Annotated in this window: 17 protein-coding genes; 10 read left to right on the top strand and 7 right to left on the bottom strand. The window is 45.2% G+C overall.

All coding sequences use genetic code 11. The features are described 5' to 3' along the window. Positions 1 to 71: 71 nt before the first annotated feature. The 7 genes from panC to sfsA all read right to left on the bottom strand — a co-directional run bounded on the left by panC (position 72) and on the right by sfsA (position 6211). Positions 72 to 962 carry a pantoate--beta-alanine ligase gene (panC, locus tag L4B77_RS02025; RefSeq protein WP_372039493.1) on the bottom strand — a complete coding sequence of 297 codons (891 nt, stop codon included), beginning with the start codon at positions 960 to 962 and terminating at the stop codon, positions 72 to 74. Positions 963 to 970: 8 nt separating this feature from the next. Beyond that, complete coding sequence (panB, locus tag L4B77_RS02020; RefSeq protein WP_261838051.1) at positions 971 to 1765, bottom strand: 3-methyl-2-oxobutanoate hydroxymethyltransferase; 795 nt, start codon at positions 1763 to 1765, stop codon at positions 971 to 973. Positions 1766 to 1787: 22 nt separating this feature from the next. Continuing rightward, a complete protein-coding gene (folK, locus tag L4B77_RS02015; protein WP_261838050.1) occupies positions 1788 to 2273 on the bottom strand; it encodes a 2-amino-4-hydroxy-6-hydroxymethyldihydropteridine diphosphokinase in 486 nt (161 codons plus the stop codon). Continuing rightward, the gene (gene pcnB / locus L4B77_RS02010; RefSeq protein WP_429748245.1) at positions 2270 to 3625 is read right to left on the bottom strand and encodes a polynucleotide adenylyltransferase PcnB; all 1356 of its coding nucleotides are present in this window, start codon (positions 3623 to 3625) and stop codon (positions 2270 to 2272) included. Before pcnB ends, folK begins: the two co-directional genes overlap by 4 nt. A gap of 183 nt (positions 3626 to 3808) precedes the next feature. Continuing rightward, positions 3809 to 4684, bottom strand: a complete 876-nt coding sequence (gluQRS, locus tag L4B77_RS02005) for a tRNA glutamyl-Q(34) synthetase GluQRS (protein ID WP_261838048.1) — start codon at positions 4682 to 4684, stop codon at positions 3809 to 3811. A 219-nt stretch (positions 4685 to 4903) separates the two neighbouring features. Further along, entirely contained in the window at positions 4904 to 5350 is a 447-nt protein-coding gene (gene dksA, locus L4B77_RS02000; RefSeq protein WP_004738189.1) for an RNA polymerase-binding protein DksA, read from the bottom strand. Between the two features lie 135 nt (positions 5351 to 5485). Beyond that, on the bottom strand, positions 5486 to 6211 hold the full coding sequence (sfsA, locus tag L4B77_RS01995; protein WP_261838047.1) for a DNA/RNA nuclease SfsA: 726 nt from the start codon (positions 6209 to 6211) through the stop codon (positions 5486 to 5488). Positions 6212 to 6245: 34 nt separating this feature from the next. On the opposite strand from sfsA, the gene hrpB reads away from it, so the two are divergent. From hrpB to L4B77_RS01945, 10 genes are all read left to right on the top strand, one after another. Then, positions 6246 to 8744: an ATP-dependent helicase HrpB gene (hrpB, locus tag L4B77_RS01990; protein WP_429748244.1), complete on the top strand. Its 2499-nt coding sequence runs from the start codon at positions 6246 to 6248 to the stop codon at positions 8742 to 8744. Continuing rightward, a complete protein-coding gene (gene mrcB / locus L4B77_RS01985; protein ID WP_429748243.1) occupies positions 8741 to 11140 on the top strand; it encodes a penicillin-binding protein 1B in 2400 nt (799 codons plus the stop codon). The genes hrpB and mrcB overlap by 4 nt, the downstream gene beginning before the upstream one ends. 37 nt (positions 11141 to 11177) lie before the next feature. Beyond that, the gene (locus L4B77_RS01980) at positions 11178 to 13511 is read left to right on the top strand and encodes a patatin-like phospholipase family protein (protein ID WP_429748242.1); all 2334 of its coding nucleotides are present in this window, start codon (positions 11178 to 11180) and stop codon (positions 13509 to 13511) included. Between the two features lie 272 nt (positions 13512 to 13783). After that, entirely contained in the window at positions 13784 to 16372 is a 2589-nt protein-coding gene (acnB, locus tag L4B77_RS01975) for a bifunctional aconitate hydratase 2/2-methylisocitrate dehydratase (RefSeq protein WP_429748241.1), read from the top strand. Between the two features lie 307 nt (positions 16373 to 16679). Continuing rightward, on the top strand, positions 16680 to 17048 hold the full coding sequence (locus L4B77_RS01970; RefSeq protein WP_372039499.1) for a YacL family protein: 369 nt from the start codon (positions 16680 to 16682) through the stop codon (positions 17046 to 17048). Between the two features lie 224 nt (positions 17049 to 17272). Next, complete coding sequence (glnK, locus tag L4B77_RS01965; RefSeq protein WP_261838041.1) at positions 17273 to 17611, top strand: P-II family nitrogen regulator; 339 nt, start codon at positions 17273 to 17275, stop codon at positions 17609 to 17611. A gap of 28 nt (positions 17612 to 17639) precedes the next feature. Beyond that, positions 17640 to 18869: an ammonium transporter gene (locus L4B77_RS01960; protein WP_261838040.1), complete on the top strand. Its 1230-nt coding sequence runs from the start codon at positions 17640 to 17642 to the stop codon at positions 18867 to 18869. A gap of 249 nt (positions 18870 to 19118) precedes the next feature. Then, complete coding sequence (locus tag L4B77_RS01955) at positions 19119 to 20132, top strand: Fe(3+) ABC transporter substrate-binding protein (RefSeq protein ID WP_429748240.1); 1014 nt, start codon at positions 19119 to 19121, stop codon at positions 20130 to 20132. Positions 20133 to 20378: 246 nt separating this feature from the next. Next, on the top strand, positions 20379 to 22004 hold the full coding sequence (locus L4B77_RS01950; protein ID WP_429748239.1) for an ABC transporter permease: 1626 nt from the start codon (positions 20379 to 20381) through the stop codon (positions 22002 to 22004). Next, on the top strand, positions 22004 to 23032 hold the full coding sequence (locus tag L4B77_RS01945) for an ABC transporter ATP-binding protein (RefSeq protein WP_372039501.1): 1029 nt from the start codon (positions 22004 to 22006) through the stop codon (positions 23030 to 23032). The genes L4B77_RS01950 and L4B77_RS01945 overlap by 1 nt, the downstream gene beginning before the upstream one ends. The last annotated feature ends 29 nt before the right edge of the window (positions 23033 to 23061 follow it).

Genomic DNA, 23061 nt, shown 5'->3' with positions numbered 1-23061 from the left:
GGTCGATATTACATCGACCTTTTTTATATCTTTCATTTGTGCTTTTGTTTTGCGTTAAGAGCAGAAGCCAATTATTCAGTTGCTTCTTCTTTCACTTCTTCTTTAGTTTCCGTTACCAAGTCGAGAACTTGGTTATCGATAAGACGAGTCTTACCTAGGAAAGCCGACATTAGGATCACAGCTTGAGTGGATTCTGAAGTGATGGCTTGTAGTGTTTTCGCATCGCAAATAAAAATCTCATCGGGGTGCAGGCCAGCGGCTCGAAGTTGATCGATGGCATCTTCAACGATTGACGCGTAATCATCACGTCCTCCACGAATGGCACTGCTGATCCAACGCATCGTGCGCGCTAAAACAGGTGCCCGTTGACGCTCATCAATGGTGAGATTACTGTTGCGAGAGCTCATGGCTAAACCATCCATTTCTCGAACGGTCGCAACACCCACAATTTGAATATCTAACGCTAAGTCAGTCGTCATCTGGCGAATTACAGCAAGTTGCTGGAAGTCTTTCTCGCCGAAGCATGCAAAATCTGGCTGAACGATATTAAACAATTTAGTCACGATCGTTGCTACGCCGCGGAAGTGGCCTGGGCGAGATGCCCCTTCAAGCATTTGAGATATGCCAGGGACCTCAACAAACGTCTGTTTGTCTAATCCATCTGGGTACATCACTTCTGGGGTTGGGGTAAATACTAGCTCAACACCTTCACCTGTTAGTTTGCTTAAATCCGCCTCTAACGTGCGAGGGTAGTTGTTTAGATCGTCGGCGCGGTCAAACTGCATTGGGTTTACAAAGATGCTGACCACAACGATGTCTGCCAGTTCTCGAGCTTTCTTTACCAGAGTCAGGTGGCCTTCATGCAGGTTTCCCATTGTCGGCACAAAAGCAACCGTACGTCCATCACGCTTAAACTGTTTAATCTGCTCACGAAGAGCCGCTATTTCAGCAAAAGTTTGCATACTTACTCCTAAGCGATTGTATGAGCTTCATCAGGGAAGCGAGCGCTCTCTACGTCTTCTTTATATAGCGCTACAGCTTTACGCATATCACCTGTTTCAGCTAAAAAATTCTTAGAGAATTTTGGCATGTAGTTGGCTGAGATACCAAACATATCATGCATAACCAAGATCTGACCATCGGTAACATTGCCAGCACCAATACCAATAACCGGCACGTGACAAGCTTCTGTAATTCGTTTTGCCAATGAAGCCGGTACACATTCAAGGAGAACGATTTGAGCCCCGGCGCTTTGTAGCGCGAGTGCGTCAGCAACCATTTTATCCGCTTGATCGTCGTCGCGACCTTGAACCTTATAACCACCAAAGATGTTCACCGATTGAGGCGTTAAGCCTAAGTGTGCACATACTGGTACAGCGCGGTCTGTTAGCATCTTCACAGTATCGACCAACCAGCTGCCACCTTCGATTTTTACCATGTTCGCGCCAGCACGCATTAAGGTGGCCGCATTCTCACAAGCTTGCTCAGGTGTTGCGTAGCTCATGAATGGCATATCAGCCATAAGAAGACAGTTTGGGCTACCGGCACGTACTGAGCGTGTATGGTAAGCAATGTCTTCAATGGTGACGGGTAGTGTATCGTTATGGCCTTGTAAAACCATACCCAGTGAATCACCGACAAGCAGTACTGGCATTTCTTGGCTTTCGAATAATTGAGCAAAGCTCGCATCATAAGCTGTCGATGTCGCGAATTTACGGCCTTCACGTTTGCATTTGATCAGGTCGTTAATGGTTACTTTTTTCATTGTTTTTCCTTAATGCGCTTGGCTATTGTTGCCAAACATTGAGCCCGTTCTTATCGACTACTTTGAGTAGTTCTGTCAGCTCAGTCCCATCAGGGAGTTGTAAACTTGGTGCGATTTCAGCAAGCGGGTAGAGTACAAACTCTCGTTCTTTCATTCCATAATGAGGAACAATTAAGCGCTCTGAATCGATCACCTCATTGCCGTATAACACAATGTCGAGATCCAAGGTTCTTGGTCCCCAACGTTCGTCTTTACGGACACGCCCCTGCTCTAGCTCGATCTTTTGAGTGCAATCAAGCAGTTCAATGGGCGTTAATTCGGTTTGGATAGCGACAACCGCGTTGATGTAATCGGGTTGATTTTGCGGCCCCATTGGAGTGCTACTATATAGCTGAGAGGTCGCAATAAACGTTGATCGCGGTAGGTTTTTTAGCGTTTCGATAGCCAAATGAGCTTGGCTAACGGGGTCGGCAAGGTTGCTGCCGACCGCAATATAAGCCGTTATCATTCTGATTGCTTACTCTTTTTGTTTCGGTAAGTCTTACGGCGGCGATGGCCTGATTTTGCTGGGGCAGCAATGTCGTTAGCCATTGCTTGGCGCATGTTGCGACCAGCAGTCTGATAACGCTCCCACCATTTTGCTAACTCTTTGGTTTCCCCGCCTTCGAGCTCACCACGCATTTCTAGGAAATCGTAACCAGCGCGGAACTTGTTGAGTTCCATTAGGCGAACAGCACGTTTACCGTTGCGGCGGGGAAGTCGGACTTGCAGCTGCCAAATTTCACGAATAGTCGCAGTATGACGACGAGGTATAGCAATCGATTTTACTTGCTGATCAAGGATGATGTTGCTTGCTTCCATGATCGCATCGTAGTGTGCCATACCCTGTTCAGCGACCAATTTGTCTGCCAGCTTATTCATTGGGTACCAAAGGATCGCTGCAAACATAAATGCTGGGTTTACTCGCTTGCCATCTTCAATGCGAAGGTCGGTTGAGTCGAGTACTAAGTCAAGCATCTGTTCTGTACGAGAATCGTAACTCTCAGTAAAGTGCTCTGCGATGGATGGGAACATTTGTTGGAACAGATTATATTCACGCATCAGATGGTAGGTCTCTAAACCATGGCCTGATTGCAGTAACTTGAGAGATTCTTCGTAAAGGCGTGCGGCTGGGATATCTTTTAATAGGTGTGCTAACTCTTCAATCGGGTCAGCGGTATCTTCTTCGATATCGAAATCCAGTTTAGCGGCGAAGCGCATTGCACGTAGCATACGTACTGGGTCTTCGCGGTAACGCGTTTCTGGATCACCAATTAGGCGGATCAGTTTATCTTCTAGATCTTCTACACCCCCCGCGTAATCGTGGATGCTGTAGTCTGCAATGTTGTAGTACATCGCGTTGATTGTGAAATCACGGCGTTCTGCATCTTCATCAACACTGCCGTACACGTTATCGCGCAGTAGCATACCTTCTTTAGATTGGGCAGAAACGTTCTTTGATGGCTCTTGGTGGTGACCACGGAAAGTCGCGACTTCAATGATGTCACGGCCAAACATGATATGTGCCAAGCGGAAACGGCGACCGATAAGACGGCAGTTTCTAAAGAGGTGTTTGATTTGTTCTGGCGTAGCGTTGGTCGCAATATCAAAATCTTTTGGCTGAGAGCCTAATAAGATATCGCGCACACCACCACCGACTAAAAACGCGTCAAAACCCGCACCATTTAGGCGATATAACACTTTTAGTGCGTTGTCACTGATCTGCTTGCGTGAAATATTGTGCTCTTGACGAGTATAAATATTCAGTGCTAATTCGTGGAATCCGCGTTGTTCGCTTGGGGTATTGTCGTTTGTATTCATTAGTTTAGAACAAAGTAGGTATCGCCAACTTTGTTTTTCTCTTAGTCCAAAGTGGTAGTGCAGAGTTTAATTGCGGCTAATAATAGCTTAGCGCGAGCCATTTGAGAACATCGTCTGCTTAACCACAGTGGTTGGTTATGGCATTTTTATGTGTCGTTATTGCTATTTGCCGTGAGTTTCGAGCTAATCACAGTGCTCTTTTTGTAAACTATCAGGTAGCTGACTGACGTTCCATTGCCGGCAGCCCCACAATAAAATCTCATCCATTGAAGTATCACAAAGGGCCGTCGGGATATCAAAACCTAAGAATTGCATAGCATTGAGTAACGTTGGTTTTGGGTTACCAAGATCTATCGCGGTGGCATGATTCTGTTTTGACAGTTTATTCCCCAAGTTATCGATTGCCAATGGTAAGTGCAAGTAACTGACGTTTTTTTGTTTGAGTGTTTTATACAAACTGATTTGTCGCCCTGTTGGTTCAATCAGGTCTGCGCCTCTTACGACTTCTGTCACTCCTTGTTCGATGTCATCAAGGACAACCGCCAAGTTATAGGCAAACAACCCATCTCGGCGTTTGATAATGAAGTCTTCTTCAGCCAGTGCTTTCGGTATTTGAATGGTACCGTGACGCACATCGTCAAAGGACTCGACTGGAAAATCCATGCACAAACGCACCGCTTGCTCGCCAGAATCAATCAATCCAGCATCTCGGCAATGGCCATTATAGAAGCCACCCATTGCTTTTATCTGTTTTCGGGTGCATTGGCAGTAGTAGGCTTGATTTTCGGTAATCCATTGGTCAATTTGAGCTTGATAGAGATCGTGACGCTGACTTTGATAAACGACCTCACCATCCCAAAAGAGATGGTAAGCCTCAAGCGTCTTAAGAATGAGATCAGCCGCGCCATCCATTTCTCTTGGCGGGTCTAGGTCTTCGATGCGAACCAACCATTTTCCTTGGTGAGATTTCGCTTGAAAGTAGCTACCAAGAGCAGCAACCAGTGAGCCAAAATGAAGAGGACCTGACGGTGATGGTGCAAAGCGCCCGATATAATTCATGAGTGAACAACCTAATCTAAATGGTACCGCAGTAACCGATTCTTAAGACGTTTAACAAGAGCTTTAATGCGTAGAACTAAGCTTCAATCTATAGAAAAAAGGTTTGATGTATAGAACTAAGGCTTAAAGCTGCTAATTACTATCAAGCGTGTGAAATACTTCGCTTGGATAACAAACAAAAAAGGGAGCCAAGGCTCCCTTTCTTTACATCTGCAAGAATTAACCTTGCATCTGTTTCTCTTTGATCTCTGCAAGTGTTTTACAGTCAATACAAAGATCAGCCGTTGGACGAGCTTCAAGGCGACGAATGCCGATCTCGATACCGCAAGAATCACAGAAGCCGAAATCATCTTCTTCGATCTTGTCTAATGTCTTCTCAATTTTCTTGATAAGACGACGCTCACGGTCACGGTTACGTAACTCTAGGCTGAACTCTTCTTCTTGAGAAGCTCGGTCAACAGGGTCTGGAAAGTTCGCGGCTTCGTCCTGCATGTGGTGCACAGTACGATCAACTTCTTCCCTTAGCTGGTTGCGCCAAGCTGCTAAAATTTTTGTAAAATGTTCCGTTTGCTCAGGTGACATGTACTCTTCACCTGGCTTTTCTTGGTACGGTTCAACACCTGCGATGGCTAGGATGCCTAGCGCTTTTTTCTTAGATTCTGGCATACAGCATCTCCTATTTACACCTAGTCAACTGCAAAGCAGCTAATTTTAAGGCGGGTATCTATAGCAGAAAGAACGAATGGTGGCAAATACTCTTATTCAAACTTGCAATCAATGTGATTAGTTCAGCATCTTTGCTTAGCTATTGATAAATTCAACAGCTTGTTTTAGTTGTATTTGAGTACTACTGAGCTCTGCTTTATAGCAAAGCACTTCAACTCCAGCGTCTTGTGCTTGTTTTAGTAATAACGAATATTTGGCGTCTATATGGTGCGCCGCAGATACTTTTTCAATACCTGAATGTAAAACAGTGAATAAAAGTACGGCTCTATTTCCAGATTCGACCATTTCTGTGAGTTCACGCAGATGTTTTTGGCCTCTGGTCGTGACCGCATCAGGGAAAAAGCCTTGCCCTTTAGATGACGTTTTTTGCTCGTCGAGCAGAGTGACGCTTTTTACTTCAATATAGCAAGGTGGCTTGTCGTTATCTTCGAGCAGAATATCAATGCGACTATTCTCACGACCATATTTCACCTCAGTTCGTAACACGTTATAACCTAAGAGTTCAACTATAGTCCCATTTTCAATTGCTTCCACTGCTAGCGGGTTTGCCCGCACAGTATTTATACAAATTCGATGACCTTTGTCTGTTTCTGAGATCTCCCAACTGTTTGGGTACTTTCTTTTTGCATTGTCGGATGTTGAGTACCACACCGTATTGCCAGGCGTCGCACACCCTGTCATCGCTCCAGTGTTCGCACAGTGGATAGTGCGTTCACTGCCGTCTGGGAGTTGGATGTCAGTGAGAAAACGTTTATAGCGCTTAATAAGAGTCGCTGGCTCTAAAGGGGGATTGAAGTGCATATTACTTATTTAGACCAGTGGGTTTTTATGTACAATGTTGCCAACATTACACCACAAGGTTCTCCCATTGCCACAACTGCCCATAGAAGCTGTGATGCCAGATCTGCTCGCTGGCGTAGATACACATACTCAACTTATTCTAAAGGCCGCTCCCGGTGCGGGTAAGTCAACATTCTTCCCTTTACAGTTGGTTAAGACCAACGCCGTTCAGGGCAAAATAATCATGCTGGAACCTCGCCGTCTGGCAGCCAGGAATATTGCCACTTACTTAGCGAGCCAATTGGGAGAAAAGGTGGGAGAGAGCATTGGCTTTAGAGTTCGTGGCGAATCTAAAATCAGCAGTGCGACTCGCTTGGAAATCGTCACCGAAGGGATCATGACAAGAATGATCCAAACCGACCCTGAATTGAGCGGGGTGGATATGGTGATCTTTGATGAGTTCCATGAGCGGAGCTTGCACGCTGATACGGCATTGGCGTTTAGCTTAGAGATCCAAGAGGCGCTGCGTGACGATCTAAAAGTGATTGTTATGTCGGCTACTTTAGATCAACAAGCGCTGCAATCTCTGCTACCGAATGCCAAATATGTTGAATCACAAGGCCGCACCTTTCCGGTCAATTTCCGTTATCAGCCTCTCAATGCCAATGAATACTTAGCCCCTAAAATGGCCAGTGTGATTCGCTCTCTGATGGAGAAAGAGTCTGGCTCACTTTTGGCTTTCTTACCGGGCGTTTCTGCGATTAAGCAAGTTGAATCTCAACTTGAACAGCTTGCTGGTGATATCGATGTGTGCCCTTTGTATGGGCAACTCAGCTTTTCTCAACAACAGAAAGCCATCGCGCCATCAGAGAAGGGACGTCGAAAGGTGGTGTTAGCCACCAACATTGCTGAGACCTCTTTGACGATTGAAGGCATTCGACTGGTGGTAGACTCTGGGTTGGAACGTGTCGCAAAGTTCGATCTAAAAACCGGTATTACTAAGCTTGAGCAAGTGAAGATCTCGCAGTCTTCAGCCGAGCAACGAGCGGGGCGTGCGGGACGAATTGAAGAGGGCTTGTGCGTTCGTTTATACAGCGAAACGCAGCTGATTCAGCAACCAGCTGTACCAGAACCTGAAATTCTTCATTCTGATCTGTCTTCGTTGGTCACTGAATTGACGCAATGGGGAGCGATGAGTGCTGATGAATTGCAATGGTTAGACGTTCCACCAAAAGCTTCTATTGAACAAGCTAAACAACTCTTACAGGCTCTTGAATTATTAGACGATAATGGTCAATTTACGGCACTAGGAAAACAGGCCCAACGTTTAGGTCTTGAGCCGCGTATTGCCAGCATGTTAGTTAAAGCGCAGCAAGGTAGTCCTGCTTTATTGAATGTCGCGATTGTTGCCGCGGCTTTGCTTGAAGAGCCTGAACGTAACGTGACGGACATTCAGCACTCGTTACATCGACTTAAGCAAAGAAAGCATTCGAAAAACAGCGTAGTGATGCCGCGAGCGAAAAGTCTCGCTAACAAACTTAATCATCACTTAGATTTGTCACAACTTGATGAATCATTGTTACCATTAGTCCTTTGCTTGGCGTTCCCAGACAGAATTGCTCAATCGAGAAGTACCACGAGCTGTGCATTTCGTCTTGCTAATGGTCATGGAGCGGAAGTCCGAGATGATGATCCCTTGGCTAATCATGAGTACCTTGTTGTGATTGATTTGATGCGCAGTGTAGGGCGAGCGAGTCAGATATTTTTAGCGACGCCTATCGATATTGTGCAACTAGAGCGTTTATTCTGCGGTCTTTTTACCCGCGCAGCTCATGTGGATTGGGATGAAAAACGTGGTCGCTTGGTTGCTGAAGAGAGGCTATTACTGGGTAAGCTGATTATTGGTCGCAAATCTTTACCAGAGCCTGATTCTAGCCAGATAAGCCAAGCGTTACTGAATTATATCGCTCGATGTGGGCTTGAATGTCTAAATTGGACTCCTGCTGCTAAACAGCTCGTTGAGCGTGTGCGTTGCGCAGAGTCTTGGATGCCTGAGCATGATTGGCCAGCGATGGATGACGCGAGTTTAATTGAACGCCTTGATGAGTGGTTATCGCCATATTTGAATGGTATTAAATCGGCCAAAGGGCTGGCTAGTGTTTCGATTGAACAGGCGTTGTCGGCTTATCTTGGTTGGCCTTTGAATCAAGAAATAGACCAATGGCTGCCAACGCATTATTTGATGCCGACAGGCAGCAAAAAGGCGATTCGATATCAGCATTTGTCAGAGCCGGTGATCTCTGTTCGAATGCAAGAGGTTTTTGGAGAGAAAGACTCCCCTTTGATTGCTCAGGGGCGTAAGAAAGTGGTGCTTGAACTACTTTCCCCAGCACAGCGACCACTGCAAATTACTCAAGATTTAGCTGGCTTTTGGGCTGGCGCGTACAAAGAAGTACAAAAAGAGATGAAAGGCCGTTACCCAAAACATCCTTGGCCGGATGATCCTGCTAACCATGTAGCAACCACTAAAACAAAACAACAGTTGAAGCGATGATGACCAAAATGTTAACGCCGAAAAAGGCACCATCTAAAAAAGCGCCAGCAAAGAAGTCACCAGCGACTAAAGCGAAACCAAGAAAGCCGAAAGCGGCAGCCAGAAAAGGGAAATCAAAAGCCAATAGCTCAAAACATAGAGGTTGGATGAAGATTTTATGGGGCATAGCTTGGAAAGTGGGCTTGGCGTTAATTGCACTGTTGTTGTTCATCGGTATTTATCTGGATTCTGTCGTTAAACAGCGATTTGAAGGCCAGTTATTTGATTTGCCGACCGTTGTTTATGCGCGCGTGTTGGACCTATCACCAGGCACTTCGATTAGCTTGATAAAAGTTAAGAACGAATTGGATGTACTCAACTATCGCAAGGTGAGCTCCCCTCGTCATCCGGGTGAGTACTCTTCTTCTTCAACCAAGATCGAGATGATTCGACGCCCATTTGAGTTTGTCGATGGGTTAGAAATGGATCGCCATGTGATGTTGTACTTCAATGGTAACGAATTAACTCGCATTCAATCGCTCGATAAAAAAGGCGACATGGGGTATCTGCGCATTGAACCGAAGATGCTTGGCATGCTTGAGAAAGGTAACGATGAACAGCGTCTGTTCTTAAAACGTAACCAGTTCCCAGAAGTGATGGTTGATGCGCTGTTAGCCACGGAAGATCGTAATTTCTATCAGCACGATGGCGTGTCACCATTGGCAATCGCTCGTGCGATGGTGGTCAATCTAAAAGCCGGGCGAACGGTACAAGGGGGCAGTACGTTGACTCAACAGTTGGCGAAGAACCTGTTCCTATCCAGTGAGCGCACCCTGTGGCGCAAGCTTCGAGAAGCCTACATTGCGCTTATTTTGGATCATCGGTACAGCAAAGATCGGATCTTAGAGGCCTATCTGAATGAAGTTTACCTCGGGCAAAATGGTGGTGAAGCGATTCATGGCTTCGGATTGGCGTCTCGCTTGTACTTCGGGCAGCCTATCCAAGAGCTGAGAATTGATCAGCTGGCCTTGTTGGTCGGTATGGTCAAAGGCCCGTCTTATTATAATCCGGTTCGATACCCAGAACGTGCCAAAACTCGACGTGATTTAGTTCTGCGTTTGTTAATGCAACAAGATATTTTAACTCCGCGCCAGTATGAAGAAGCCGCGAGTCGTGATTTAGATATTCAAGACAACCCACGCATCGCTAGACGTCAGCCCGCTTACTTCCAACAGGTAAGTATTGAGCTGAAGAAGTATGTAGGCGATCGATTTGAAGCGCAGAAAGGTATTCGAGTCTTTACTTCTCTTGATCCGGTTTCTCAAGACAAACTAGAGAAGTCGATTGCGCGTAAAGTGCCTGAATTATCTAAAACAGCAGGGAATAAGCTAGAGGCAGCGGCGATAGCGGTTGACAGGAGCACTGGCGAAATTCGCGCGATGGTTGGGGGCAAACGCGCGGGGTATGATGGCTTTAACCGGGCCCTGAATGCGAGTCGTCCAATTGGTTCATTGGTGAAACCTGCTATCTATCTTACGGCATTGGAACATCCGCAAAAGTATACGCTTGCTACCACCTTAAAGGATACGCCTCTGAGTTTGAAAGGCAGTAAAGGTAGCGTTTGGAGCCCACGAAACTTCGACCGGAAGTTCCGTGGAGACGTGCCTTTGTATGTGGCATTGTCTAAGTCTTACAACGTCCCTACTGTTCGTTTAGGGATGCAATTAGGGATTGATAACGTCTCAAAAACATTGGAAAAGTTGGGGGTTAATAAAGATGAGATTCGCCCTGTGCCGTCGATGTTTTTAGGGGCATTCTCACTGACGCCATTTCAAGTGGCGCAGATGTTCCAGACAATAACGAACTCTGGACGCATTGCACCATTATCAGCCCTTCGTTCTGTTATTGATAATGAGGGGAACGTTTTATATCAATCGATCCCTAAAGTGTCACAACGTGTTGATCAACAAGCGGCTTGGTTGACGACTTATGCGATGAAACGGGTTGTATCGGAAGGCACTGGGCGTTTCTTGCAAGGGCAATTTTCATCGGCGGGGTTAGCCGGAAAAACAGGAACCAGTAATGATAGCCGTGACAGTTGGTTTGTCGGGGTTGATGGCCGAGATGTGACCACCATCTGGCTGGGACGTGATGATAATAAGCCGACCAAACTAACGGGCTCTAGTGGTGCGTTACGTGTTTATGCGAGTTACCTGAAGCAACGAGCACCAGAGCCATTGCTGCTGCCTTGGCCGACTGGAATCGTGACAACTCACTTTACCCGCACACCTGAAGGCGCGTTAGAGTTTGACTGTGATGGGGCCGTCAAATTACCTGTTTGGGATGAGAGTGGCAACATTAAGAAGGGGTGCGAAAGTCAACCAAAACAGTGGCTAAAGAAGCTTTTTCAGTGGTAAAGTCAGAATCGAAAATAATAACAAGGATAGTTAAATAATGATTTCCCGTTGGCTAGTGAGTGGCTTAGGTATTGTCGGTATTGTGATCAGTGTTCAGCTGTTTGCCGCGACTGAGTTGAAAGTTGATGCTTCTCAATCAACGAAACAATCTCATAAGAGGCCAACGGTTGCTGTGGTTCTTGCCGGTGGAGGGGCCAAAGGGGCCGCTCATATTGGGGTGCTTAAAGCCTTAGAAGAGATGCATATCCCGGTTGATTACATTACCGGTACCAGTATGGGCTCTTACGTTGGTGGGCTTTATGCGACAGGGATGAGTGCCGAAGAGATAGAAAGTTTGATTTATACGGTTGATTGGAATCGTGGTTATCGTGATCGAGTCAACCGTAGTGATCGCCGTGTGCGAGACAAAGAGTATGAAGACCGCTATCAGTTAAATACTGACCTAGGTTTAGGCTTTGGTGAAATTAAAGCAAAGAAAGGGGTGGTACAAGGTCAGAATATGTTGCGTATTCTGCGTGAGACGACAGGCAATTTATCCTCTTTTGATTCGTTTGATCATCTGGCTATCCCTTATCGCTCAGTCGCGACTGATATTATCAAACTTGAAGAAGTCGTTATCGACCGTGGTAATTTAGTTGATGCGATGATGGCAAGTATGTCGGTACCGGGAGCGCTTCCACCTTACGAAGTGGATGGACGAATGTTGGTTGACGGTGGTGTGACCAATAATATGCCCGTTGATGTAGCCAGAGCGATGGGGGCTGACATCATTATAGCGATCGATATCAGTTCAAACTATAAAGACAAAGACGATTTCACCACCTTTCTCGCCGCCGCCGATCAACTTTCCAACTACCTGGTTCGTCGCAGTACTCAGGAGCAAGCTGAAACGTTAACGGATGACGATATCTTCTTACATCCTGATGTTGGGCAAATAGAAACGACCGAGTTTGATAAGATGCCAGATGCTTTTCAGGCGGGGTATAATGCAGCATTCCAGCACAAAGACCAGCTTTCCAAATTATCCCTCTCGAGTGCTGATTATCAGAAGTATATCGACCATAAACAACAAGCCAGACAGCAATTGAAGTACGGTGACCAAACCAAGGTTGATAAGGTTGTGATTAATAATAACAGTCACTACTCTGATAAATTGATTGAAAATCGCTTACATCTCAGTGCTGGTCAAGTCCTAAAAACAAGTGAGATCGAATCTCAAGTTAAAGATCTGTACGCGTTAGATCGTTTCGAACTGGTCACTTATAAATTTGACAATGTCGAGGGTGAAGATCAGCTTTTGGTGGATGTGAATGAAAAGTCATGGGGTCCTAACTACCTCAATTTTCGATTCTATCTTGAGGATGACTTTGCTACCGCGAGCCAATATGGCATAGGGATGTCTGCAAACTTTACTGACATCAATTCTCATGGTGCAGAGCTGAGAACGAATGTAGAGATGGGAACAGATAAGCTGGCTGAGGTTGAGTTGTTTTCTCCGTTTTTCTCAAGTCAGAAGTTATTCACATCCACATCATTGGTTTACAGCAATCAAAAACGAAACCTACCCGCTAATATTGACGATATTGAAAGGCCGACGCTTGATGTTACCCAAGATTATTTGCCAATGACCTATAAAGAATTTATTGGTGAATTCGCATTGGGGTATCAACCCGCGTTATGGCAAGAGTTCAAAGTGGGCGCTCGATATACTGATGGTAACGTTAACGTGGCTTCTCTGCCGTCATTCGGCAGTGGTTCTTACCAGCGTACTGGGGCTTTCATGAGTTATCGATTAGACACATTAGATAACTTCAGCTTGCCGACCGAAGGTTATTTTGTCGACCTAGAGTATTTGGTCACACATGATGATTTTGACACTAATAATACGATTTATAATCCTAAGTTGGCGTCAGAAAGTGATACTGTCCATGAGTTTTCCGCCAATTTAATGGCTGCACAAAGCATTGAAAAACATACTTTAGTCGCCAAGCTAGACTTTGGCATGGTGGAAAGTAAAAACTCTATATTTCCAATTGATCCTAAAGATCTTGGTGGGTTCCTTAACTTATCGGGTATTCCAAGAAACAGCTTAATCGGGAAAAACTTAGCATATACTAGCCTGACTTATCGATATAAGTGGTTTGAAAATGACTTCGGCCTCTTTAAATCACCGCTTTACGTGGGGGCGTCCATCGAGCATGGTGGGGTGTGGTCAGATAGTGAACTGGGTTTTGATGAAGCGCCAATGTTTACTGCTGGTTCCGTTTTTGCTGGGGTTGATTCTCCAATAGGGCCGATTATTTTGGCTTATGGTCGTACCGAAGATAATTATGACTCGGTCTACTTAATTATTGGAACGTCTTATAAATAAACATGCGATAGAGGAGCAATTTAGCGCTTTAAGTCGGCCAATAGAGTAGGACTTTCGTCCTAACTTGCTATGTTGGTCAAAATGATAAGATTTTAATGTAACGTTAAATTTGCTATTCTATCGCCCATAGTTTGGCCTCTATGATGCCGCTCATCAATACAAATTGAATGACAAAAATGGCAATGGAGAGCCAAGTTTCCAAGGATGTTCGCTTCTTTATTTTACTCACAATGATGAAGGTAAGAAGTGAACCGCAATGAGAGGAAAAAGTCGTGCTTGAAGCCTATCGTAAACACGTCGCAGAGCGTGCTGCTGAGGGAGTTGTACCCAAACCACTAGATGCTGAGCAAGTTGCTGGTCTAGTTGAACTTCTAAAGAACCCACCTCAAGGTGAAGAAGAGATCATTCTTGACCTACTCGAGAATCGCATTCCACCGGGCGTTGATGAAGCGGCGTATGTAAAAGCCGGTTTTCTTACGGCTATCACCAAAGGTGAAGTAACATCGCCATTAGTCAGCAAAGCCAAAGCTGCGGAGTTACTTGGCACCATGCAAGGTGGCTATAACATCGAGCCTCTAGTCTCTCTACTCGATGATGCGGAACTGGCTCCAATCGCGGTTAAAGCCCTTTCCCACACTCTGCTTATGTTCGATGCTTTCTACGACGTAGAAGAAAAAGCAAAAGCAGGTAATGCTGCTGCACAGCAAGTGCTTCAATCTTGGGCGGAGGCTGAGTGGTTTACCGCAAAAGAGAAAGTCGCGGAAAAAATTACCGTTAAAGTATTTAAAGTCACGGGTGAAACGAACACCGATGACCTGTCTCCAGCACCAGATGCATGGTCACGCCCAGACATTCCAGTACACGCAAAAGCGATGTTGAAGATGGAGCGTGAAGGCATTAACCCTGATGATGCGGGTAATGTTGGTCCAATTAAGCAAATTGAAGAATTACAGAAAGATGGCATCCCACTGGCTTACGTTGGTGACGTAGTTGGTACAGGGTCTTCTCGTAAATCGGCAACAAACTCTGTACTTTGGTTTATGGGGGATGATATCCCATTCGTACCAAATAAGCGTACTGGCGGTGTGTGTCTTGGCGGTAAAATTGCGCCAATCTTCTACAACACAATGGAAGACTCTGGTGCACTACCCATTGAGCTTAACGTACAAGAGATGAACATGGGGGATATCATTGATATCTACCCATATGAAGGTGTTGTACGTAAAGACGGTTCTGTGATTTCAAACTTTGAGTTAGGTAAGGTATTACTTGATGAAGTGCGTGCTGGTGGCCGAATTCCACTGATCATCGGTCGTGGTCTAACGGGTCGTGCTCGTGACGCTCTAGGTCTAGAAGAAACCGATCTGTTTGCTAAACCAATCGATCCATCGGCATCGGATAAAGGCTACACACTAGCTCAGAAGATGGTTGGTAAAGCCTGTGGCGTTGAAGGTGTGCGTGCAGGTCAGTACTGTGAACCTAAAATGACGACAGTCGGTTCTCAAGATACGACTGGCCCTATGACACGTGATGAGCTGAAAGACTTGGCGTGTCTTGGCTTCTCTGCTGACCTTGTCATGCAGTCATTCTGTCACACTTCTGCATACCCTAAACCCGTTGATGTAAACACGCACCACACGCTACCTGATTTCATCATGAACCGTGCCGGTGTTTCACTTCGCCCGGGTGATGGTGTTATTCACTCATGGCTAAACCGTATGCTTCTGCCTGACACTGTTGGTACTGGTGGTGACTCACATACGCGTTTCCCGCTAGGTATTTCATTCCCTGCTGGTTCTGGCTTGGTCGCATTTGCTGCGGCAACCGGTGTGATGCCGCTTGATATGCCGGAATCTATCTTGGTGCGTTTTAAAGGTGAAATGCAGCCGGGTATCACGCTACGTGACCTAGTACATGCAATTCCTCTATACGGCATCAAGCAAGGTCTTTTAACCGTAGAGAAAGCAGGTAAAATCAACGAATTCTCTGGTCGTATACTTGAAATTGAAGGTGTTGAACACCTATCGGTTGAGCAGGCGTTTGAGCTTTCAGATGCATCGGCGGAGCGCTCTGCTGCTGGTTGTACCGTTAAGCTGTCTCAAGAGTCAATCGAAGAGTATCTGAACTCAAACATCGTGATGCTTAAGTGGATGATTGCAGAAGGTTACGGTGATGTTCGTACTATCGAGCGTCGTGTGACTGCAATGGAAGAGTGGTTGGCGAACCCTGAATTGCTTTCTGCGGATTCTGATGCTGAATACGCTCACGTTATTGAAATCGATCTGGCTGATATCGATCAACCTATCCTATGTGCGCCAAACGATCCTGATGATGCTCGTCTGCTTTCTGACGTTCAAGGTACAGAGATTCAAGAAGTGTTCATCGGCTCTTGTATGACCAACATTGGTCACTTCCGTGCCGCAGGTAAGATGCTAGAGGAGTTTAATGGTTCACTGAGCACTCGTCTGTGGGTGGCTCCGCCAACCAAGATGGATAAAGATCAGTTAACGGAAGAAGGCTATTACGGCATCTTCGGTCGCGCTGGAGTACGTATCGAAACTCCGGGTTGTTCACTGTGTATGGGCAACCAAGCTCGTGTTGCAGACAAGTCGACAGTCATGTCTACGTCTACTCGTAACTTCCCGAACCGTTTGGGTACAGGTGCCAACGTTTATCTGGCTTCTGCTGAGCTTTCTGCTGTTGGCGCGATTCTAGGTCGCATCCCAACAAAAGAAGAGTACTTAGAGTACGCTGAGAAGGTGAATGCGACCGCTGCGGATACATACCGTTACTTGAACTTCCATAAAATGGGTCAGTACACGGAAAAAGCAGACACGGTTATCTTCCAAGAGCCAGCGTAATTCCTTGTCATCTTTAATTGAGAGCGTCTACTTCGGTAGGCGCTTTTTTGTGCACCAAGCGATTACATGTCGAGTACAGAACTACCTGTCATTCCATAGACTGACGAAGGAAGGAGTAGGGAATCTCTCCCTGCATGCATATGCTTTTAAAAGATCCCCAACTCACACGTCCCTCGTGCTTGAGGATGACAAGGATCAGTGCTTTCCTATCATAGTTATTGGAGTTTATAGTCTATATCTCGCCTCACACCTTTAGTCCTTGTATACTCCCGCCCATAAAGTTAGCTAGAACCCGATGAGGTGCTCTATGGAATTCGAATTTACTAGAAACACTCTAATGGGTGAATACTATGTGAAATGCAGTATGGGTCATGAGATTGTTGGCCGCTGGCTTCAAGAAGAGATCGGTAAAGATAAGCAGAAGTTAGATCATGTAATGGATCTTATTCAACGATCCAGACAAGACCTTAGCAATGAAGTCACTCTCTTGGGGAAAGAAATAAGCCTTGCGATCAATGAAGATGACGTCACCATTCAAGAAAATGTGTTAGCGCACGAGCAAGAGATGGAAGAGGGCTGTGAGTTCGATTTCTATAACTGTGAAAGCCAGGCAAGTTGCGGCATTGATGATTTCGAGTTGTTGATCGAACGTTGGATGGATTTTTTAGGTTACTAATTTCCCTAAGTTATATGCTGCCATCGTCTCGTTGCCCAAAACTGGAGCAATAACAGTGGCACGCATTAATATAGTGAAAAGGCTGCACCATATTGGTGTGGCCTTTTTTCGTTTTTATGAACTTACAATTCTAATTCTATTTAAATCAACCACTTAAATTTTTGGCACGCTACTTGGATTGTAGTAAAGGAATCAACGGATGAGTAAAAATTTAAGGAACGGATATGAAATTAATAAATGCCATTGTTAAGCCATTCAAATTAGACGATGTGCGCGAAGCGCTCTCTGATGTCGGTATTGAAGGTATGACGGTTTCTGAAGTGAAAGGGTTTGGTCGTCAGAAAGGGCACACTGAATTGTATCGTGGTGCAGAGTATCAAGTGGATTTTCTACCCAAGGTAAAGTTAGAAATTGCGACTCAAGCGGAGAATGTGGACCGAGTTATTGAAGCGATTAGCCAAGCGGCACACACAGGAAAAATTGGCGATGGCAAAATTTTTGTTTATGACCTAAGCCAAGCCGTACGAATTCGTACTGGTGAAATGGATACTGAAGCACTTTAAAGAATGACAAGGATTGGAGACTTTTAATATGGAACTTACAACAACAGTAACGGAGCTACGTTACGCACTAGATACTTTTTTCTTCCTTATTTCAGGTGCGTTGGTCATGTGGATGGCCGCAGGCTTCGCAATGTTAGAAGCTGGCTTAGTTCGCTCAAAAAACACCACTGAAATTTTAACTAAGAACATCTGTTTGTACGCTATCGCTTGTACGACTTTCTTAGTGGTTGGCTACAACATTATGTACGTAAATAACAGTGAAGGTGGCTGGTTGCCATCATTTGGTACATTAATTGGTACACAAGGTGAAGGCGCCGACCACTCTCTAGAGTCTGATTTCTTCTTCCAAGTGGTATTCGTTGCAACGGCAATGTCGGTGGTATCAGGTGCGGTTGCTGAGCGTATGAAGCTTTGGTCATTCCTAATTTTCTCTGTTGTGTTAACAGCGTTTATTTATCCGATGGAAGGCTACTGGACTTGGGGCGGTGGTTTCCTATCAGAAGCGGGTTTTAGTGATTTCGCAGGCTCTGGTATCGTGCATCTGGCTGGCGCTTCAGCGGCACTTGCTGGCGTATTGTTACTCGGTGCTCGTCGAGGAAAATACGGTAAGAATGGTGAAATCTATCCGATTCCTGGTTCAAACATGCCACTTGCCACGTTAGGTACATTTATCCTTTGGTTCGGTTGGTTTGGTTTCAACGGCGGTTCTCAACTGATGGTTTCAGACTTTGAGAACGCAACAGCAGTCGGTCAAATCTTCCTTAACACCAACGCCGCTGCTGCCGCTGGCGCAATCGCAGCACTGCTTGTATGTAAAACGACTTGGGGTAAAGCAGACTTAACCATGATTCTTAACGGCGCGTTAGCGGGCCTCGTCGCCATCACAGCTGATCCTCTATCACCATCCCCTCTATTCTCAGTCGCGATTGGTTCGGTATCTGGTGCATTGGTTGTATTCAGTATTATTGCTCTTGATAAAGCAAAAGTTGATGACCCAGTTGGTGCTATCTCAGTACACGGTGTCTGTGGTTTCTTCGGTCTAATGGTGGTGCCACTCAGCAACGCTGATGCAACGTTTAGTGCTCAACTATTGGGTGCGGCAGTCATCTTTGCATGGGTATTCGGTGCGAGTCTGGCAGTATGGGCAGTGCTCAAAGCAACCATTGGTATTCGTGTTACTGAAGATGAAGAGCTGGAAGGTATGGACATGCACGATTGTGGTGTCGGCGCGTATCCAGAATTCGTAACAGTAAAATAATCACACATCATCTTCTAGCCTGATAGCGGTTAGGCGGAAAAATCAAACCCTACAACTCATGGTTGTGGGGTTTGATTGTTTTTGAGGTAAATGATGAGGTGTTTGTTTCGAAATGCTTTGTTACAAAAGTAAGGCGTTTTAATGGCTGAAGTCGATTTATTTTTTGTTGGTCGTCATTGTAAATATATTCATGATGAATATAATAACGCAACTGATACCCATTATCATTTCGATATAAAGGATTTTACCATGAAAAAACTGCTAACTCTTTCAGCTCTAGCGTGCAGTGTCATTGCTCCGACAGCCATGGCTGCGGAAGAAGTGAATGTATACTCTTACCGTCAACCTTTCCTCGTTGAGCCTATGTTTAAGGAGTTCACAAAAGAGACGGGCATTAAAGTAAACGTTAAGTTTGCTAAAAAAGGTTTAGCAGAAAAGTTAGCTCAAGAAGGTGAATACAGCCCAGCAGATGTCGTGTTAACGGTAGACATCAGCCGTCTATCTGAGCTAACAAAACAAGGTCTAGTTCAACCTGTAGAGAGCGATGTACTTGAAAAGAACATCCCTGCTCAATACCAAGATACAGATAACGAGTGGTTCGCTCTAACAACGCGTACACGTAGCGTTTATTCTTCACGTGACCGTGTTGGTCGTCTAGGTGAAGAGTTCACTTACGCAGATCTAACGAAGCCTGAGTTTAAAGGTAAAATCTGTACTCGTAGCGGTAAGCACCCATACAATGTATCTCTAGTATCTTCGATGATTGCTCACAAAGGTGAAGCTGAAACAAAAGAATGGCTAGAAGGTGTCAAAGCTAACCTGGCTCGTAAGCCTCAAGGTAACGACCGCGCGCAAGTTAAAGCGATCAAAGAAGGTCTGTGTGATGTTGCTCTAGGTAACAGCTACTACTTAGGTAAAATGATTAATGATAAAGAGCAAAAAGCTTGGGCTGACTCTGTTTACATTAACTTCCCTAACCAAGAGACGACAGGTACTCACGTAAACATCTCTGGTATGGCAATGGCTAAATATTCTCCAAATAAAGAGAATGCCGTTAAGCTGATGGAATTCCTATCTGGCAACACAGCACAAAGCATGTACGCCGAAGTGAACTTTGAATATCCAGTGAAAACAGACGTGAAACCTTCTGAACTTGTTGCTTCATGGGGTGAGTTCAAAGCGGATACTATTTCTCTGGATGAAATTGCAAAATACCACGCAGCGGCAATCAAGCTATTAGATGAAGTTAAGTTCGATCTATAATTTATTGATGTAGGCTTCAACCGACATAAAAATACCACCTCAAGTCGTCACTTTTTGGCCACTTGGGGTGGTTTGTTTTTTGGAAATCACTTTTTGATACAAAGCTCTCTGCTGATCCTTTCAGTTATGAACATCTCACCTTGAAGTCATTACCGTATATGGGTATAAATAACCCCACCATTAAAAGGATATGAGATGTATTTGCAAATGCATATGTATTTCATTAAGCCTCGTTGTAGTTAAGCGATGAAAGAAAAGAATTATTTATGGAACACCAGTAGCGGCTTCATCGCTGTGCTACTGGTTTTACCGATCTTAGCGATTTTTACGACGGCTGTTGGCGAAACCGATGAGTTATTTTCTCATCTCATGTCCACGGTGATGCCCACCTATGCTTACAATACGGTGGTTTTAGTGATGGGAACCATGTCCCTGTCTTTAATTTTTGGCATTCCGTCGGCTTGGGTTATGGCAATGTGTCGTATTCCAGGAGAGCGTGTTTTGCAGTGGGCACTCGTCCTGCCATTAGCAATGCCAGGCTATATTGTTGGGTATATCTTTACCGACTGGTTCGACTTTGCCGGCCCGGTTCAGGTTTTACTGCGAGATCTTACTGGGTGGGGACCTGGTGAGTATTGGTTCCCGGATATTAGAACCTTATCCGGCGCTATTATTGTTCTGTCTCTCGTTCTCTATCCTTATGTTTATTTGTTGTGCCGTGCGGCATTTATGGAGCAAAACGTCTCCTTATTGCAATCCGCTCGTTTGCTAAAATGCTCACCTTGGGAAAGCTTTCGTCGTATCTCCTTACCACTTGTTCGTCCGTCAATTGCGGTCGGTTTATCGCTCGTTGCGATGGAAACCATCGGTGACTTTGGTACCGTGAGTTACTTTGCGGTCAATACGTTAACGACGGCGGTTTATGATACTTGGCTAGGCTACTCAAGCTTAACGGCAGCAGCGAAAATATCGGCAATCATGTTGGTTATCGTGATCCTACTGTTGAGCTCAGAACGATACAGTCGCCGTAAGCAGAAGCTATTCCAGAATCAATTCAGCAGCCGCGAAGATTTTCGTTATGACCTTTCTGGTTGGAAAAAATGGCTGGCACTATTGTGGTGCTGGGGATTAGTTTGCGTTGCATTCTTGTTCCCTCTTGGCCAACTTATTATTTATGCCTACCAATATTTTGCTCAAAGCTGGACCCCTGAGTTCAGAGAGTATGCGGTTAACAGCCTTTATGTTTCGGTGGTTGCTGCGATTATTGGTGTGATTGTCGCGATGATTGTTAACTTCAATCAACGTGTTAGCCCGAGCAATAAAAATCAAGCTTATATGCGTCTCGCTTCGATGGGCTATGCCGTTCCGGGCACCGTGTTAGCGATTGGTGTGATGGTACCTGTTTTGTTCATGGATCACTTGGTCAACGATATTGCGAAAGTGATGGAGTGGGGGCGACCTGGTTTGATCTTCTCTGGTTCTATGTTTGCGCTTATTTTTGCCATGGTGGTGCGTTTTTCTGCGGTTGCAATTGGCAGTATTGAAAGTAGCTTGAGTAAAGTCTCCCCTTCATTGGATATGGCTTCTAAAACCATGGGTTGCAATACCAATCAGATGTTACGCCGTGTTCATTTACCTTTGATTAAACGTGGCGCATTGATCGCTGGCTTACTGGTGTTTATCGAATCAATGAAAGAGTTGAATGCGGCCTTGCTGCTGCGCCCTTTTAATTTCGAAACATTGGCAACGTACGTTTATAACTATGCCTCAGACGAGCACTTAGAATTGGCGGCAATGCCTGCTGTATTATTGGTGTTGGTGGGGTTAATTCCTCTGATCATCGTCAACCGTTCCTTGGAGCAGAAACACTAATGAGTTGTGCATTATCAATTAAAGATCTGACTTGTCAGTATGAGTCGCAAACCATTTTGGAAGCGCTCTCGTTAGACGTAGAGCATGGTGAAATTGTCTGTCTGCTTGGTGCGAGTGGCTGCGGAAAAACGACCTTACTTAAGGCGATTGCCGGCTTACTGCCATTGAGTCGTGGTGTAATGAGTTTGAACTGTCAAACCATTGATGATGGCGATAATTGGTTGCCGCCAGAGCAGCGCAATATTGGTATGATTTTCCAAGATTACGCCCTATTTCCGCATCTGACGGTAAACCAGAATGTGGGTTTTGGTTTAAAAGATCTTTCTGAACAGCAAAAGAAAGAGAAGGTTCAAGAGATGTTGGAGTTGGTTCACTTAGATGAGTACGGCGACCGCTACCCACACCAACTTTCTGGTGGTCAGCAACAACGTGTTGCGATTGCTCGCTCTTTGGCTTACAAACCAGACTTACTGCTATTGGATGAACCGTTCTCTAACATTGATACTCAAGTTCGTCATGAGCTGATTTCTCAGATCCGTAAGATATTTAAGAAGCAGGGTGTGACGGCTATTTTTGTGACACACAGCCGTGAAGAAGCGTTCGCTTTTGCGGATAAAATGGCAGTGATGAATCATGGTGTGATTGAACAGTATGGTTCAGCATCTGATCTGTATTTCCATCCATCAAGTCAGTTTGTTGCTGATTTCTTAGGTGGCGGCAGTTATCTCAAGGCACAACGTATTTCAGACAGTGAATTTGAAACCAGCTTAGGTGTGATTGAAGCGAAAGCACAAACTGAGATTGAAGTGGGCGCGGAATGTGCGTTGTTGTTAAGACCTCAACATATCGTTGCCACTCATGATGTGGATAGCAACCTGTCTGTATCAGAGCAACAATTTATGGGTGATCACTGTCGTTATGTGATTGAAGCGCATGGTCAAAAATTATTAGCGACCTCTTCAGAAGCGCTTGAAGTGGGCATGCCAGTCACTGTAAAAGTGGATACCAAAGGCGTATTGGCGTTTTAACCGCCGTTCGTCCGGTCTAAAAAAGCCCA

The organism is Vibrio minamisatsumaniensis, assembly GCF_050337445.1.
Lineage (GTDB): Bacteria > Pseudomonadota > Gammaproteobacteria > Enterobacterales > Vibrionaceae > Vibrio > Vibrio artabrorum.
The sequence above is the reverse complement of the archived record's forward strand: the minus strand, read 5'-3'. Positions and strand labels throughout refer to the sequence as shown.